The 15,438-nt window shown below is 51.0% G+C and carries 16 protein-coding genes and 1 pseudogene; 12 read left to right on the forward strand and 5 right to left on the reverse strand.

Annotated features, from left to right (window positions below; translation table 11 throughout):
- Positions 1-229: 229 nt before the first annotated feature.
- A pseudogene (locus OCT58_RS06110) lies at positions 230-709 on the forward strand (RNA-guided endonuclease InsQ/TnpB family protein); the annotation flags it as partial.
- A gap of 197 nt (positions 710-906) precedes the next feature.
- Positions 907-1,140 carry a hypothetical protein gene (locus tag OCT58_RS06115; protein WP_267201996.1) on the forward strand — a complete coding sequence of 78 codons (234 nt, stop codon included), beginning with the start codon at positions 907-909 and terminating at the stop codon, positions 1,138-1,140.
- 144 nt (positions 1,141-1,284) lie between these two features.
- Here the strand turns inward: OCT58_RS06115 and OCT58_RS06120 are convergent, their stop codons facing one another.
- A complete protein-coding gene (locus OCT58_RS06120; protein ID WP_267201997.1) occupies positions 1,285-1,605 on the reverse strand; it encodes an ArsR/SmtB family transcription factor in 321 nt (106 codons plus the stop codon).
- Positions 1,606-1,729: 124 nt separating this feature from the next.
- The gene (locus tag OCT58_RS06125) at positions 1,730-3,244 is read right to left on the reverse strand and encodes a LysM peptidoglycan-binding domain-containing protein (RefSeq protein WP_267201998.1); all 1,515 of its coding nucleotides are present in this window, start codon (positions 3,242-3,244) and stop codon (positions 1,730-1,732) included.
- Positions 3,245-3,607: 363 nt separating this feature from the next.
- Between OCT58_RS06125 and OCT58_RS06130 the strand changes: the two genes are divergently transcribed.
- A complete protein-coding gene (locus OCT58_RS06130; RefSeq protein WP_267201999.1) occupies positions 3,608-4,549 on the forward strand; it encodes a LacI family DNA-binding transcriptional regulator in 942 nt (313 codons plus the stop codon).
- A 43-nt stretch (positions 4,550-4,592) separates the two neighbouring features.
- On the opposite strand, the gene OCT58_RS06135 is transcribed toward OCT58_RS06130, so the two are convergent.
- On the reverse strand, positions 4,593-4,778 hold the full coding sequence (locus OCT58_RS06135) for an LBP_cg2779 family protein (protein WP_267202000.1): 186 nt from the start codon (positions 4,776-4,778) through the stop codon (positions 4,593-4,595).
- A 251-nt stretch (positions 4,779-5,029) separates the two neighbouring features.
- On the opposite strand from OCT58_RS06135, the gene OCT58_RS06140 reads away from it, so the two are divergent.
- The 3 genes from OCT58_RS06140 to hisS all read left to right on the forward strand — a co-directional run bounded on the left by OCT58_RS06140 (position 5,030) and on the right by hisS (position 8,465).
- Positions 5,030-5,650, forward strand: a complete 621-nt coding sequence (locus OCT58_RS06140) for an LVIS_2131 family protein (RefSeq protein WP_267202001.1) — start codon at positions 5,030-5,032, stop codon at positions 5,648-5,650.
- Between the two features lie 14 nt (positions 5,651-5,664).
- On the forward strand, positions 5,665-6,852 hold the full coding sequence (locus OCT58_RS06145) for an MDR family MFS transporter (RefSeq protein ID WP_267202002.1): 1,188 nt from the start codon (positions 5,665-5,667) through the stop codon (positions 6,850-6,852).
- A gap of 335 nt (positions 6,853-7,187) precedes the next feature.
- The gene (gene hisS, locus OCT58_RS06150; RefSeq protein ID WP_267202003.1) at positions 7,188-8,465 is read left to right on the forward strand and encodes a histidine--tRNA ligase; all 1,278 of its coding nucleotides are present in this window, start codon (positions 7,188-7,190) and stop codon (positions 8,463-8,465) included.
- A 47-nt stretch (positions 8,466-8,512) separates the two neighbouring features.
- Here hisS and OCT58_RS06155 read toward each other — a convergent pair whose 3' ends face one another.
- Positions 8,513-9,154 (reverse strand): NAD(P)H-hydrate epimerase, encoded by a 642-nt coding sequence (locus OCT58_RS06155; protein ID WP_267202004.1) that lies wholly within the window; start codon positions 9,152-9,154, stop codon positions 8,513-8,515.
- 119 nt (positions 9,155-9,273) lie between these two features.
- Between OCT58_RS06155 and OCT58_RS06160 the strand changes: the two genes are divergently transcribed.
- Positions 9,274-9,591 (forward strand): DUF7671 family protein, encoded by a 318-nt coding sequence (locus tag OCT58_RS06160; RefSeq protein ID WP_267202005.1) that lies wholly within the window; start codon positions 9,274-9,276, stop codon positions 9,589-9,591.
- A 40-nt stretch (positions 9,592-9,631) separates the two neighbouring features.
- Here OCT58_RS06160 and OCT58_RS06165 read toward each other — a convergent pair whose 3' ends face one another.
- Positions 9,632-10,003: a DUF488 domain-containing protein gene (locus OCT58_RS06165; protein WP_267202006.1), complete on the reverse strand. Its 372-nt coding sequence runs from the start codon at positions 10,001-10,003 to the stop codon at positions 9,632-9,634.
- A gap of 63 nt (positions 10,004-10,066) precedes the next feature.
- On the opposite strand from OCT58_RS06165, the gene OCT58_RS06170 reads away from it, so the two are divergent.
- The 5 genes from OCT58_RS06170 (at position 10,067) to OCT58_RS06190 (ending at position 15,410) form a co-directional block, all read left to right on the forward strand.
- Positions 10,067-10,699, forward strand: a complete 633-nt coding sequence (locus OCT58_RS06170) for a DNA-3-methyladenine glycosylase (protein ID WP_267202007.1) — start codon at positions 10,067-10,069, stop codon at positions 10,697-10,699.
- Between the two features lie 5 nt (positions 10,700-10,704).
- Positions 10,705-11,862 (forward strand): AAA family ATPase, encoded by a 1,158-nt coding sequence (locus tag OCT58_RS06175; protein ID WP_267202008.1) that lies wholly within the window; start codon positions 10,705-10,707, stop codon positions 11,860-11,862.
- Positions 11,862-13,067 (forward strand): vWA domain-containing protein, encoded by a 1,206-nt coding sequence (locus OCT58_RS06180; protein WP_267202009.1) that lies wholly within the window; start codon positions 11,862-11,864, stop codon positions 13,065-13,067. Before OCT58_RS06175 ends, OCT58_RS06180 begins: the two co-directional genes overlap by 1 nt.
- A gap of 72 nt (positions 13,068-13,139) precedes the next feature.
- Complete coding sequence (locus OCT58_RS06185; RefSeq protein WP_267202010.1) at positions 13,140-13,433, forward strand: hypothetical protein; 294 nt, start codon at positions 13,140-13,142, stop codon at positions 13,431-13,433.
- 90 nt (positions 13,434-13,523) lie between these two features.
- Positions 13,524-15,410, forward strand: a complete 1,887-nt coding sequence (locus OCT58_RS06190) for a M13 family metallopeptidase (RefSeq protein ID WP_305069099.1) — start codon at positions 13,524-13,526, stop codon at positions 15,408-15,410.
- Positions 15,411-15,438 lie beyond the last annotated feature (28 nt).

Raw genomic sequence — 15,438 nt, forward strand, 5'->3', positions numbered from 1 at the left:
TTCGTCAATGGATATCTATCGTAAGGCCTTCTACCAAGAGATATCACAGCTCCATCAACCAATAATCAATTGGTCAGTATTATTTATTTGAGTCCAGTGGCTAACTTATTCTTGAAATTTAGGTTATCAAATAAATCATTAAATATTATAAAAATAGTATAATATTACTGGAGGCTAAAACGTGAGGTGATATTGTGCTACCGAGAATGATTGAGCCCAAGGAAACTGTCGAGCGGAAGTGAATGGCAAGTTAGCTAACCGCAGTAATAATTACGTGTAGACGAAAGCCAAGCTGCAACGTGATTATCGGCGGGTAACAAACCTCCAAAATGACATTTTACAGAAGTTTACGACGACCCTCGTTAATAACTATGACACGATCGTGATTGAAGATCTGGCGGTTAAGCAGATGCAGATGAGTCATGTCGCTTCTAAAGGATTACAACGCTTCTTGTTTGGTAAGTTTTGTCAGATTCTAACCTACAAAACCGAATGGTATGGGAAGCAACTAGTTCTGGCCGACCGACATTATCCCAGCACCCAGCGCTGTGCTAATTGTGGTCATGTTAAAACGGGTAAAGACAAGATCACCCTGCAAGGTAATGCCAGCCATCACACTAAGCATAACGAATATGTTTGCTATCAATGTGGTTACTGCAATGATCGTGATCAAAATGCGGTGCTCAATCTTTTGGCTTTAATACAGTAATTATTATGATGAGGGTGGGCTACACCCTTCAAGCTATCAGAGCCAGTCAATACGATTACTCCCTAGTTGGAATATCGGAATACTGGTGTTGACGGTAGTAAATAAAATTAAGAAAGGAACAACTATATTCCTTCGCAAATATGATCAAATCAGTAAATGATGATATTTGTTCACGTTTTATATAGCAGGTGTTAGCGGTGACGATAGTTTACATTCATGACAATGGTAAGACACAGACGGTTAGTTGCTCTGATCGAACACAGGGGATCATGCGGGTTGCACCGCACGATTCGGCACCGATGTACGATTTTAAGTTTTATGGACATGCCCATCCGGGATTTTACCTCGACCAAAACCATTTTCACGATGGCGAACAGCTAACGGTCGACGATGTGTTAAGCAAGGAAGAATTTCAATTAAAATTTATTTAGGCATAAAAAGGGATACAACTTGCTTGCGAGTTCGTTTTCCCACCCTCGTCGACGCGGAGCAAGCCTATTTGGGAGGCTAGCTACCGCGCTACAGCAGTTATGATTATAAAAATAGTAAAGAGGCTGAGTTAATTCTCAACCTCTTTAACGACTTTCCTTGGTAATGATTCTTTCGGCTTGGCTGAGAACGTCGGCGATCAAGACCACCACCTGTGGATCTTCGAGGTGGTAGATGACAACTTTGCCTTCTCGTCGTTGCTGGACCAGGTTATATTTCCGCAGCAGTTGGAGTTGGTGAGAGACACCAGATTGCTCCCAATGGAGACTTTCACTGATCTCCGTAACATTCATCGAATGTTGAATCAGGAGGTAAAGTAGTTGCAGTCGCTTGGGGTTACCTAAAATTTTAAAAAGCTGGCTAACCTCTGCAAGGTGGGGAACTTGATTAACACGATGAACAGTCATTAGATCACATACTTTCTATCTATTACTTTTAAAGCGTTACCATCTCTTGAGATACCTTTATTTTAAGATTTTAAACTTAAAAAAGCAAAAGCGTATAAGAACTTTTGCTTTTAATTTTTACTTATTAGAGGGCAAGTTGCTGACCAACGTAGATGATGTAGGGGCTTTGGATTTGGTTCTTGGAAGCCAAGGTCCGCCAGCTGATGCCGTAGTGTGCAGCGATCTTTGATAAGGAGTCGCCGCTCTTGACAGTATAACTGCCACTGGTGCGACTAGTTGATGCAAGTCGATAGCGGGAAGCAGTTGATTGAGTTCCCCGCACCTGCAGCTGTTGGCCAACGTAAATCCGGTTGGAGTTCGAAATGTTGTTGAGCCGTGCCAACTGTTCATAGCTGGTGTTGAACTGTTCCGCGATGCCGGAAAGGGTGTCACCACTCTTAACCGTGTAGGTTGTCGTTGAACTAGCTGTGTTAGCTTGTTGCTGTGAGCTACTTCTTGTCGTAGTTGTGTTTGCCTGTGCCCGCAGCTGTAATTGCTGCCCAATGTAAATCCGGTTTGGATTTGTCAGATGATTGATTTGAGCGAGGGCGGTGTAAGTAGTATTAAACTTAGTGGCGATGCCAGAGAGGGTATCGCCGCGCTGAACGGTGTAGTAATTGGTTCCACCATTATTATCGTGATTAGTCGTGCCAGCCGTTGCCTTAGTTGTGGTTTCTTGAGAATTGTTGACAACCACGTGTCCAGAAAGTGCAACAGCATCGAGCTGGGTAAGATTATAAGTCTGAACCAGCTTAATTAATGACTGAGCATAACTTGGGTCCGTGGCATAACCGTCTTGGCGCAACTTGTTGGCAACGGAAACGTAATTTGTATCACCAAGCAAATTGTCGTAACGCCGGTTGCTGGCTAAGAAATTACCGTGGTCTTCAACGGATTCGGAATTGTTTGCGTAGGCGCGGAAATTATCATTGATGTAAACGCTCCGACCGCCGTAAACTTCCCGTGTCTGCATGGTGACCGAGTGACCGTTATAAGATCCCTTGATCCCGAAGAGGTTGTGGGCACTTGTTGACAGTGATGATTGTCCCCAGCCACTCTCCAGAATTGCCTGGGCGACCGTAATTGATGGCAAAACCTTGTACTTGCTCCAGCCTTGAACAGCCCCTGAAGCCACGCTTTCAATAAACTGCTGGGAACGGGCATTGTTACTGAAGTGAAGACTATTTAAGTCGGTCGTTGTTTGCTGCTGACTAGCGGCTGCGTTGACGGCCCTAGCTGAAGCACTCACTGCCGTGGCCTGAGTTGCAGTCGTTGCCGCAGTCGTAGTAGCACTGCTTGCACTAGTGGTAGCAGCAGATTGAGCCGCCGCTGAGTTAGCGGTAGAGGCCACGGCGCTGTTAGCACTGATTGCTACGGAATTACTGTTGCTGGTTGCGCTGGAATTGACGTTTGCAGCGGAACTAGTAACTTCAGCCATGGTGGACTGACCTTGGGCAGCTGAGCTTTGATTGTCAGCGTGGGCAACTGCACCAGTAGCAGTCAGCATGGTGAGGGCAGTGATGCCGGCAAACATCCACTTACGGCCGCTTTTGTACATTTTGAAATGAGTGGTCACATTAGTTGATTCTTGACGATTCATTGGCACGAACTCCCTTTTGAAAACGAAATTGAAGATCTATAAATAAATTCATAAGTTTTGGTGAAATTATTTAAGAACTTATTAAGATTTAGCTAGTATCAAAGTAACATTTATTAAGGATAACGTCAATTTTCTTTCGATCTTAAAATAAGAAATATTATATTCTTAAGCGGATCTCATTTGTGCTGGCAAGCGTTTTCAGCTAATTGTCATTAGTTTCAGTCACCGAGTAAAAATTTGATGAATGAAGTAATTAACATATCTAGAATTCCCGAAAGTACTGCTCTCCTAGTTGAGATGGGTTATAATAATAAGGTTTTGAACATTAAATAATTAAAAATGAAAGGAACGGGATTGGTTTCTATGGTCGCAAAGCTAAGCGATGTTGCCAGGGTAGCCGGCGTATCAGTGACGACGGTTTCTCGGGTAATCAACAATTACGGTTCACTGAGCGAAAAAACGATAAAGAAGGTTCACGCGGCGATGCGGCAGTTGAATTATCAGCCCAACGCTTTGGCCCGTGCCATGCAAGGAAAGCCATCACAATTTATTGGCTTGATCTTCCCGAACTTGATCAATCCGTTCTTTGCCGAGTTAGTAAATGAGCTGGAACGGCAGCTGTTTACTAAAGGTTACAAGGCCATTATTGCCTCGTCAGCGGAAAATCCAGAGATTGAACATGATTATCTGAACATGTTGATGGCCAACCAGGTAGATGGAATTATTTCCGGGTCCCACAATTTGGGGATTGATGAATATCACCAAATTACGGCCCCAATCGTCTCCTTTGACCGGTACTTGGCTGACAACATCCCGATTGTCTCGGCTGACAGTTACCAGGGCGGTCAGTTGGCGGCCAAGTACTTATTGGATCGACACGTAAAGCGCCTTGCGGTAATCGTCGACGAAGACCAATCTGTTTCGCCGACGGTCAATCGTCTGCAGGGGGTTGTCGACTACCTGAGCCAACAGGGCCGCAGCTTTGATCCAATCGACATTAATAGGAGCCAGCTTAAGGACGTCTTCCCGGGAATCTACGATGGGGTAGTGGCCTCCAACGATGTTCAAGCGCTGGAGATCATTAACATTTATCGGCAAGCTGGCTTGCGGTTAAATCAGGATTTTCTGATTACGGGCTACGATGGTTCGAAGTTAATCCGGCAGGTCGCACCTGAATTGCCAACTGTGATCCAACCGATCGGCGAACTGAGCTCTCAACTGATTCAGACGCTGTTGCACCGGATTGCGAATCCCCAGGAAGAGGCAGCCTCAGCTGTGGTTCCGGTGAGCTTTTATCAGCCATAAATAAAACGGCCGTGGTTTGATGCCACGACCGTTTTATTTATGGTTATTTACTTTGCATAAACCGTTGGAGCAATTCGGTTTCCTCTGAAGTTGCCACAGAATTGGCCGATTTAATGTCGTGTACCCGTTCAACGGATAGGTGACTTCCAAAAGCAACTTCGTTATCGTTTAAGTCGTTTTCACGCTCGAAGTTGATTAATTCGCGAGCTAAGTCACTCAAATTGTCCATGAAATCAATTCCTCCTTAATTAAATCTCACTGTGAGATCCAATGCCTAAATACTACTGTCCAATTATAGAACAAGTTGTGATTTTATATCAAAATAAAGTTTAGCACAGTTCACGGATCCGGCAAAAAGGATCGGCTTAACTTTAGCAAAAAATGTAAAATTGTGATACTTCTCAGCGGAAAGGGCGGGACTTTGCGGCCCTTTTGTGTGATAATTTAAGGTAATCACTTTATGATGGGAGAAGAATAATTATGAGTTGGAATTGGCTGGGGTGGCTACTATGGATTTTAGCAATTGCCTTTCTCTGCTACGTTATCCACTATATTCGGGTTCAGCAGTTGATGCTGATTGCGAAAACTAAGAAGGCCTTTGATAAGAAACTGTTCCTGCGCTACGTTGCCTTACTAGCCGTGTCTTTGATTTGGTTGGGCGCAATGGCCCACGCGACCTTTTTCCACCGGGTCGACTTGGGCAACCGCGCGGAGGCACAGATCAGTACGAAGTATTATGCTCTACAGATCAACAATCGTGGGGACGACTACTACTATGTTTTGGCAAACCGGAGTAAGGCTGGCGGTCATCCGGTTGTTTCTTACACTTACTGGTCCGGCAATAACAAGTACGTTACTAACTCCCGCTTTGGTGCCGTCGCGGACAGTGACCGGATTATTCCGCTGACTGCCATTGGCCTGCCGTGGAACAAGAAGGAACTTAAGAAGCAAGATTCACGCACCGGCCATGCTTTTGCTGCCGTCATGTCCGTTCGCTACCGTAACACGCCGCTCAATGGAATTGGTCTGCGGGCCAATCGCCAATCGACCGCCTACACGCTCCTGCGGGTGCCATCAGCAGAAATGGTTGCCCAACGCTAGGATAAGCGATCATCATGACAGCCAAAACAAACGTTAAATTAAAATGGGTCGCCCTGGCAAGCCTGCTTAACAACACCGGGGCGGCTTTCTTATGGCCGTTGACGACGATGTACATGCACAACTACCTGCACCAGACCCTGACGACGGCGGGAATCGTGATGCTTTTCATGTCCATCGCCATGATGGCCGGCAACTACAGCGGTGGCTGGCTCTTTGACCACTGGAGCCAGTACAAAACGGCCCTGGTGGGAGTTAGTCTGTCTACCTTGGCAATTTTCTTGTTGATCTTTATTCACACCTGGCCCTGGTTCGCCCTCTTAATGATGCTGAACAGCTTGGGGGATGGGATCAACGCAACGATCATCAATTCCTATGGCTCAATGGTCAGTGATCGGACGTCCCGTTACGTTTTCAACTACATTTACATGGCCTTCAACATTGGGGTGGTCATCGGGACGCTCTTGGTCGGTGTTCTACTGCCAATCAGCGTGGTCCTGGTCTTTGCCGTGGCAACTGTCTTCTACGTTTTGCTGACGATCCTGGTCGTCTTGACCTTCAACGTGCGGATCGTTTTGCCAAAGAAGTCCGCTGCCATGCGAACCAAAAGTGGAGCACGCTCGGCCCAGCACCGCCGATTAATCACCCTAGTCTGGTTGATCCTGTTGAACCTGGTGACGATCCACCTGAGCTACTCCCTGTGGGAAAGCGTAATGGCGGTCCACATGACCAACATGGGGATCCCATTCTATGCCTACAGTATGCTTTGGACGCTCAATGGGATCTTGATCATCATTGGTCAGCCGCTAGTCAACAAACTCAGTCCCTATGTCCGGCTCTCAAGCCAGATCATCGTAGGGATCTTCATCTTCGCCCTCTCCTTCTTGCTGCTGGTCTTCGCCCGCAGCCTGGCGGCGTTTGTCTGCGATTTTGTGATCCTGACGATCGGGGAGACGACGAGTTTTGCCGGTCTGCCGGCCTGGGTGGCCCAGCTGACCGACGTCAATGAGGCCGGTCACTACCAGGGCTTGCTCAACATTACGATTTCGGTTGGGCGGGCAATTGGGCCCCTTTACGGCGGTTACGTTATTGAACAGGGGAACTACCAGATCCTGTTCATTTCAGTCTTTTTGATGATGATTATCACCCTGGGCATTGTCCTGACTTACCTGATTCATGTTCATCATATGCAGGTGCGGGCTTAAGATGGTGGACCGCAGCTATTTGGTATGGTAGAATCACTAATGAATTTAAAAGTGTTCAGTAGAATAAAAAGTGACGGCAGAAAATGCAGAGAACCAGGGGAGCTGAAAACTGGCGGCCGTCATTAAGTCACCTCTACTTGGCTGGACGGGGGAAATATTTAGTATCCCGTTCCGGTGGCTCCGTTATCGCCACGAAGTTATGACAACTTCCTGAGGCAGCGGTTGTGAGACCGTTGCGAATAGAGGTGGCACAGTGATTAAAATCGCCCTCTAAGGCATATGCCTTAGAGGGCGATTTCTACTTAGGACGCGAAAATACGAAGGGAGCAAATCAAATGGATTATCAAAAACCAAAGGGTACTGCAGACCTGCTGCCGGGAACGACCGGCCTGTGGGAAAAAGTTGAGGCAAGCGCACGGGAAGTCTTCCGCGAATTCGGCTACCGGGGAATCCGGACGCCAATGTTTGAAGACTACAACGTCTTTTCCCGCAACGTCGGGGATACGTCCGACATTGTCGAAAAGGAAATGTACGATTTTCGCGACAAGGGTGATCGTCACATCGCCCTGCGTCCAGAAGGCACGGCCGGGGTTGTCCGGGCCTACGTCGAAAATAAGCTCTACGGTCCGGAATACCCGAAGCCGTACAAGGTTTACTACATGGGGCCAATGTTCCGTTACGAACGGCCACAATCCGGCCGGCAGCGGGAATTCCACCAGATCGGGGTGGAAGCCTTGAACAACGAGTCACCGCAGATTGACGTTGAAGTGATTGCCATGGCGATGACCCTCTTCAAGCGCTTCGGCGTGCCGAACGTGAAGCTGACGATCAATACCCTGGGTGACAAGCAGGTACGGGAGGACTACCGGCAGGCCCTGATCGATTACCTGAAGCCCCACTATAACGAACTGAGCAAGGATTCCCAGGACCGGCTTTACCGCAATCCGCTCCGGGTCCTCGACAGTAAGGACGAAGGCGACCAGAAGATCGTGGCCGATGCCCCATCCATCCTGGACTACCTGGACGAAGAATCCCAGTCCTACTTTGATCAGGTTCAAAGCCTGCTCAAGCAACTGGGAATTGACTACGAGATCGACACTAACATGGTCCGGGGCTTGGACTACTACAACCATACCATCTTCGAAATCATGTCCGACTCACCGGTCTTCGGTGGCGGCTACACCACGGTTTGCGCCGGTGGACGCTACAACGGTCTGATCAAGCAGCTTGGTGGCCCTGAAGAAGGTGGAATCGGTTTTGGAATGGGGGTTGAGCGGCTAATGCTCCTTCTCCAACAGGAAAACCCAGACTTTGCCCCAAAGGACACCTTGGACGTCTTCTTTGCCAGCGCTGACGAGAAGGGTGATGGCCTGGCCTTCGACATTCTGAACCAGGTTCGCCAGCAGGGCATCGTGGCCGACAAGGACTACAGCGGCGTTAAGGTCGGTAAGCAGATCAAGGAAGCCTTCCGGCGCAATGCCAAGTACTTCGCCGTTTTCGGTAGTCGGGAAGTCGACGAAGGCCAGTTCCAATTGAAGAACGCGGCCACCAAGGATAGCGTTGAGGTCAGCGTGAAGGACTTCGTGGCTGATCCGATCAAGTACCTTAAATAAGAAAAATGGTTGAGCACTTTCATTGCGAAGTGCCCAACCATTTTTTGTTAATCATCCACGGCGTAGGTGCCCATGTCGTCGGCGATAATGATCCGGCCGGCATACTTGGCACCGTCATTCTTGGTCAACCCGATTTTATTAAAGGCGAAGGTGACGGTGGCATCCGCCTTGACGGCAACGCCCATGACCTCGCCGGTATCGGTATTGATGCCGGATGGCATGTCCACGGCGACGACCAGGGCGTCACTGGCGTTAATGGCCTTGATTGCATCAGCGTAGGCGCCAGTGACGGGCCGGTCAATGCCAATCCCGAACATGGCATCGACAACCAAGGTTGCCCGCTTGAGGACGGTCAGGTCGGTTGTTTCGGGGATCTGGTAGTATTGGCAGATCTTGTCTTGGACCTGGTGCTCGTCCGAAGCGTGGTCCGGGTTGCCGACGTTCAGGATTGTCACGTGGACTCCGGCAATGTGCAGAAGCCGGGCGACGTCGAGCCCGTCGCCACCGTTATTGCCGCTCCCGGCAACGACGACAACCCGTTCGAGATAGAGCGGGAAGGCGTGCAGAATCTCATCGCGAACGGCCAGGGCGGCCCGCTCCATCAATACTAGTGATGGGATACCAATCGTATTAATCGTGTAGGAATCGTAGTGCCGCATCTGCTCGGCAGTAATCGGTGTTTTATTCATAAATCATTCCTCCATTCATTTACCTTAACTGTAGCACTAATCGGCAGTGATGATAATGTGACAGTTAGCACAAAATTGATTAAAATAGAAAGCAAATTAAGCAAAGGTGGCAAAAAAGAATGAGCAAAAAGGGGAAATACGAGGTACTGAAGTTTACCTGTGTTCCGGTCGAAATGGACGCCAACGGCAAGTACCAGTTAAAGCTGGACCCGACCGGCAACGCCAAGCTCCACGTTTGGCGCATCGGTAAGCACACTAAGGGTAAGTATACGGGTCCCGGCCAGTTGCTGATGACCGAAAACAACCTGACAGCGGTGATCCTGGCTGCCGAGCCGCTGGCCTTTAAGGATCGGCACAGCGAGACGCCAATGCAGCGTTTTCTGACGACCAGCGTGGACGATGATGTTTTGCAGACCGGATTGCAGTTATTAAACTAAGGCAAGAGGATCCGAGCACAGAATAATGCTTGTGATCCTTTTATTGTTCTAATTCGAGATCGTGAGTCAATTGATGGTGGAGAATAACCGCCTGATTACGCTGCTCATCCTTGGCCCCATAAAGAAGGATCACGTTATGCTTTGCCAATTGCTGGCGTACCAAATCCTTAAGCCGCTCATAAGCCGGGTTAGCCGCCAGTTCTTGCAGGTAGCGTTTCTTAAATTCCTCATACTTAGCAAGATCATGGCCGAACCATTTCCGCAATTCAGTGCTGGGGCCAACCTCCTTGAGCCAGACGTCGAGATGGGCGTTGACCTTGGAAATGCCGCGTGGCCAGAGTCGGTCGACGAGGATACGGAAGCCGTTTAGGTCGACGGGTTTGGTATAAATTCGTTCAATTTTGAGTTCCATTACTGTCGCTTCTTTCGTTTCGTGGTACCTTAAGAATAGTATCTTTGAGGGGGAAGTTAAACGATGCTGACGAAATACCAACAATTTTTCACCGGCCGGCCAACGGTAGAAATTGCCAAGGACCTGCTGGGCAAGCGGGTGTGCTACGCGGGCCTATATGGCAAGACCGGCGGCTACATTGTCGAGACCGAGGCCTACCTAGGCGAAAATGATTCGGCCTCCCACGCCTTTAACGGGCGCCGGACCGACTATACCGCCTCCCTTTATGGCATGCCGGGCGACATCTACCTTTATCAGATCCGTGGTCGTTACTGTTTCGACATCGTTGTCCAGGATGAGGAGGAACCCCAGGGTATTCTGTTGCGGGGAATCGAGCCCTGTGAGGGAATTGATTTAATGAAAAGGCATCGTCAAATGACCGGTGTCAATCTCACCAACGGCCCCGCCAAGCTGGTTCAGGCGCTAGGGATTAATTCCCGTCAGCTAGATGGGCAGCCGATGGCGGGCAGTCCACTCTACGTGGATTTAGAAAATTTTAAAATTCCCCGGGAAATAATCACGACGGCCCGGATTGGTGTCAACCTAGCGGGCAAGGACGGTGCCAAACCGCGCCGCTTCTTTGTTGCCGGTAATCCCTACGTTTCGGGGATGCACAAGCGGGAAATGGATCTCGAAAAGCACGGCTGGAAGGACTGAATGAGATGGCCTTAACTTATCAACAACTTTTAACTGCCGTTCCATTGGTGTTGCGTGCGGGCAATGTTCCCAATATTGTCGGTGATGCCGGGATCGGGAAATCCGCCCTAGTGGAGGAAGTGGCTGCCAAAATGGGCGCTCAACTGTACACAACCGTGGTGAGCCTGAGCGAAAAGGGCGACCTGGCGATCCCGGTGCCGCCACTGACCAGTGACTCCTTTGTCGAGACGCAGCACTATGGCCGACTGGCAAACGTTCAGTACGGTTATTCGGAAACCCTCGTCAGCATCATCAAGTACGCCGAGGCCCATCCGAATCAGCCGATCATTTGGTTCTTGGACGAGTTCAACCGGGGAAGTCAAGCCGTCCAGAGCGAATTAATGAACCTGGTCCTGCAACGGCGGATCAACGCTCTCCGCTTGCCGGAGACCGTCCGGATTGTGATTGCCGAGAATCCCGACGCAACCATGGCCGGCTTTACCGAGAGTGAGTATGATGTGGCGATCGCGGACGCGGCGATCAAGGATCGGACTGTCCGGCTGGTGATGACCACCTCGACTACCGAATGGCTCTCCTGGGCTCAGTCGATCGGCCTCAATTCAATGGTTGTCGACTATTTGAATACCTACCCGGAGCGATTGTCAATTATCAATCGGGATGAGCAGGACCTTCACCCGACGCCCCGAGCCTGGGAACGGGTTACTAAGAACCTGGACCAGCTGGAACAATTGTCGGTCGAAAGTCAAAAAGCCCTGGCGGCCGATCTCTTCAGCGGTGATCTGGGAACCGAGGTGGGAGTCTCCTTTGCCCAGTTTATCCTGACGCACGGCCGTGGCTTGACTGTTGAAGAGTTGCAGACCAAGGAAAGCAGTCGGGGTGAATTTCAGTCCGTTGACGATGCAACCAAACTAGCTCTTCTGCGGGATTGGATCAAGGACGATTCAGCCCAGCCGCTGAGTACGGAGGCTGGGGCCCAGCATTTTGGCGCCTTGTTGACGATGGTGAGCCCGGATGGTCAGTACGCCCTTGCCCAATCAATAGGGGAGCGGCTGGACGAAATCCTTCAACCAATGTATGAACGGGCTAAGGAGGAGCCCAGTGGAGCGGTGGCCCGGCTTTACCAGCAACTGGCCGTGATCGCAACGCGGGGAGATAACCGCTAATGGGCTTGTTCGAACGGCTATTTCACCATCAGAAACGACAAGACACAGATGCTGCAGATCAGGCAACCCGAGCAGTGGTCCAGCTGCTCCAAAGCCACCGACTCCTGGGCGAAGTTCTGCTCCAGGTGCCCCGTTTCTATAATCCTGCTCAAACCGCTACCGCGGAACTCACCTGGCAAAGTGATCAGCTAATTTTGAAGATTAATCCGGAACAATTTCAGCACCTGCGAACCGATGATCAACAAACGCTGCTGGCCCACGAAGCGTTGCACGTCCTTTGGCAACACCCGCTGCGTTATGCTCAGCACCCGCACCCCGACATGGTCAAAGTGGCAACCGACGTGGCAGTTAATCAGTACCTGGCGGCAGCGCCCGTTGGTACGGCCACGCTAGCACAACTAAGGCGCCTGTTGCGGAAACGGATTCCTGCCCGCCTGGATTCGCAGGAATACCTTACCCTGCTGGAAAACGCCACGGTTGAGGAGCGGGAACGCTTAAAGAAGGGTGGGTTGCGCTTAAATGGTCAGGGGCATGGACAACAGCCAACACCGGGGACGGACGGCCACCAGGGCTGGCGCACGGTCGCTGACCAGGCCAGCCAGGGAAATCAGCAGATCCGCCTGGCTAATCTGCGACGGATCCTGTGCCACGCTTGGCAACAGACACCTAAACGCGATCGCGGTGTGCTGCCGGGTGAGTTAGTGCAGCAGTTGACCGGCCCGCGCCAGCCGGCTAATTTTGACTGGCAAATGGTTCTTCATCGCCAGGTCGGTAAGATTACCCGAGGCAAGGAAGAGTCACGGGCGCGTTTCAATCGCCGCCAGCCGTTGCGCATGGATCTGCCCGGCCAGATTAGTCACCTGACTGCTGACTTGCGAATCTTCGTCGATAATTCCGGCTCGATGACCGATGCCGAGATCCGCCGGGCGCTGATTGAAATCCGGAACCTGGTTGCTCGCGAACGCCCAGTGGTAACAATTTATTCTTTTGATGCGAAGATGTATGGACCGGGGCAACGATCGCGCAGTGGGCGACAGATTGAGTGGCAACGGCAAGGCGGTGGTGGGACCAGCTTTCAGGCAATTTTTGACTACCTGCGTGACCACCACGTCTCCCGCACCGGGGCAGTGATCGTGATTATCACTGATGGTTGGGGTAAGAAAATCTTCGCACGCACCGCTACCGGAATATTGACTGGCTCCTGACGACCACGACCGGTCAGCTGTCGGTCAAGCAGCCGCGCGGGCACGTATTTCAACTGAAAGAGGGAATCAGGGATGACAAGCATTTTGAATCCACAGGCGATGCAGCGGGTTTTGACCCACAGCGATGAGTACCGGCGGGCAGTCGGCCTTTTGAATGAAAATTGGGACCCGGATGATCAACCGATCTACCGCAATGTTCTGGAAGCCGCCGACGTTCACTTTGCCCGTCAGCTCCAGGTGGCGGGGCTACTGGAGGGCACAACCGACCTGAGTAACTACCAGGCGGTCAACCAGCTGATTATGCGCCATGATCAGTGGTTCTCGCCCAATGCCCGGCAGGCGTTGTTGGCACCCTTCCAGGACTAGTGCGCTGTGAGTGCCGCTAAAATCGAAAGATAGTATAATTAAAGTATTAAACCTTTTAAGGGGGACAAGATTGTGGCAATAAACGAAAAGATGATCAAGGATGACCTATACGAAGCCGTCAATGGCGAATGGATCAAGCAGGCAAAGATTCCCGACGACAAGCCGGCAACTGGTGGCTTCAACGACCTGGTGGACGCGATCGACAAGCAGATGATGGATGACTTTGACTCCTACGCGGATGGGAAGGAAAAGTCCGACGACGCGCGCTTCAATGAGATGATCAAGCTTTACCGGGTTGCCAAGAAATTTGAACTGCGGAAAAAGATTGGTCCCAAGGCACTGCAACGGGTCCTGTCCAGTGTGACCGACCTCCAGTCCTATGATGATTACCAAAACCAATGGCGCAACTGGATCATGGCCGGGCTGCCTTCACCGGTCAGCTTTGACATCGATGCTGACATGAAAAACGCCACGGTTTATGCACTCTTCGCCTCTTCACCAGCGTTGATTCTGCCGGACAAGAGCTACTACGCTCCGGACAAGCGGCAAGAGCATGACCAGTTGCTGAAACTGTGGACGGACATGATGACCGCGCTGATGGACAAACTCAAGTACGACAAAGACGAGGCCGCTGCGATCATTGAGCACGCCAAGCAGTTTGATGCGCTGCTGGCCCCCCACGTCAAGAGTGCCGAAGAAGCAGCCGACTACAGCAAGATGTACAACCCGCAGACGGTGGCCGAGCTGGCTGCTTCCACCGATCAGTTGGACCTGGCCGCGGTGATTAAGCGACTGGTGGGCACGGAACCAGAAAAGGTGATTGTCACTGAACCGGACTACTTCAAGGCTTTAGACGAAATCCTGAAGGGCCACTTCGACCTTTTCAAGGACTGGGCGATTGTCAACGTTATTCGCGACTACGCCAGCTACCTAGACGACGAAATGCGGGAGATTAACGGCCGCTTTGGTCGGGCCCTCTCCGGCAGCAAGAAACCGATCAGCCAGCGGAAGTTTGCCTACTACCTGGCGCGTGACGTCTTCAGCCAGGTGGCCGGGGACTATTACGGTAAGAAGTACTTCGGTCCCAAGGCAAAAGCCGACGTTCACCACATGGTTGAGCAGATGGTCAAGGTCTACAAGAACCGGCTGGCGAAGAATGATTGGCTGAGCAAGGCTACCCGTGAAAAGGCCGTCCTGAAGCTCGACAAGCTGGGCATCCAGGTTGGCTACCCAGACAAGATCCCGGCACTCTACGACCAACTGAAGGTCGACGATGGTGAGTCCCTAATCGCCAACCTGAACCAACTGACGATCACTCGCAACCGTGAAATGTTCAAGCGCTGGAATAAGCCGGTGGACCGGATGCGCTGGGAAATGAGCGCGGCCACGGTCAACGCTTACTACCACCCGTTCAAGAACATCATCGTCTTCCCGGCAGCCATCCTGCAGGCGCCGTTCTACTCCCTGAAGCAGTCCAGCAGCCAGAACTACGGCGGGATTGGAGCCGTCATCGCCCACGAAATCTCCCACGCCTTCGATAACAACGGGGCACTGTTCGATGAGTACGGAAACCTGAACAACTGGTGGACCGCGGAAGATTCTGCCCACTTCAAGCAATTGGCCCAGAAGATGATCGACGAGTTCGACGGCCTGCCGTTTGCCGGACAGAAGGTCAACGGTAAGCTGACCGTTTCCGAAAACATTGCCGACGGGGGTGGGCTCAGCTGTGCCCTCGAGGCCGCCAAGGATGAGGCCGATTTCAATGCCAAGGAATTTTTCATCAATTGGGCAACGATCTGGCGGATGAAGGCCACTAAGCAGTATGATCAACTGTTGCTGTCAATCGACGTTCACGCCCCGCAAAAGCTGCGGGCCAATGTCCAGGCCCAGAACCAGGCCGACTTCTACACCGCCTTTGATATTCAGCCAGGCGACAAGATGTACAAGGCTCCCGCGGATCGGGTCAATATTTGGTAATAAAGGACTTTACAAGGCTTGCTCAGGA

It is taken from the genome of Limosilactobacillus kribbianus, assembly GCF_026413145.1.
GTDB lineage: Bacteria > Bacillota > Bacilli > Lactobacillales > Lactobacillaceae > Limosilactobacillus > Limosilactobacillus kribbianus.

Bases quoted from the DNA above. Each gene is read 5' to 3' on its own strand.
- OCT58_RS06120 (WP_267201997.1), bottom strand. From the start codon at position 1,605: ATGACTGTTCATCGTGTTAATCAAGTTCCCCACCTTGCAGAGGTTAGC.
- OCT58_RS06125 (WP_267201998.1), bottom strand. From the start codon at position 3,244: ATGAATCGTCAAGAATCAACTAATGTGACCACTCATTTCAAAATGTAC.
- OCT58_RS06130 (WP_267201999.1), top strand. From the start codon at position 3,608: ATGGTCGCAAAGCTAAGCGATGTTGCCAGGGTAGCCGGCGTATCAGTG.
- OCT58_RS06135 (WP_267202000.1), bottom strand. From the start codon at position 4,778: ATGGACAATTTGAGTGACTTAGCTCGCGAATTAATCAACTTCGAGCGT.
- OCT58_RS06140 (WP_267202001.1), top strand. From the start codon at position 5,030: ATGAGTTGGAATTGGCTGGGGTGGCTACTATGGATTTTAGCAATTGCC.
- OCT58_RS06145 (WP_267202002.1), top strand. From the start codon at position 5,665: ATGACAGCCAAAACAAACGTTAAATTAAAATGGGTCGCCCTGGCAAGC.
- hisS (WP_267202003.1), top strand. From the start codon at position 7,188: ATGGATTATCAAAAACCAAAGGGTACTGCAGACCTGCTGCCGGGAACG.
- OCT58_RS06155 (WP_267202004.1), bottom strand. From the start codon at position 9,154: ATGAATAAAACACCGATTACTGCCGAGCAGATGCGGCACTACGATTCC.
- OCT58_RS06160 (WP_267202005.1), top strand. From the start codon at position 9,274: ATGAGCAAAAAGGGGAAATACGAGGTACTGAAGTTTACCTGTGTTCCG.
- OCT58_RS06165 (WP_267202006.1), bottom strand. From the start codon at position 10,003: ATGGAACTCAAAATTGAACGAATTTATACCAAACCCGTCGACCTAAAC.
- OCT58_RS06170 (WP_267202007.1), top strand. From the start codon at position 10,067: ATGCTGACGAAATACCAACAATTTTTCACCGGCCGGCCAACGGTAGAA.
- OCT58_RS06175 (WP_267202008.1), top strand. From the start codon at position 10,705: ATGGCCTTAACTTATCAACAACTTTTAACTGCCGTTCCATTGGTGTTG.
- OCT58_RS06180 (WP_267202009.1), top strand. From the start codon at position 11,862: ATGGGCTTGTTCGAACGGCTATTTCACCATCAGAAACGACAAGACACA.
- OCT58_RS06185 (WP_267202010.1), top strand. From the start codon at position 13,140: ATGACAAGCATTTTGAATCCACAGGCGATGCAGCGGGTTTTGACCCAC.
- OCT58_RS06190 (WP_305069099.1), top strand. From the start codon at position 13,524: ATGATCAAGGATGACCTATACGAAGCCGTCAATGGCGAATGGATCAAG.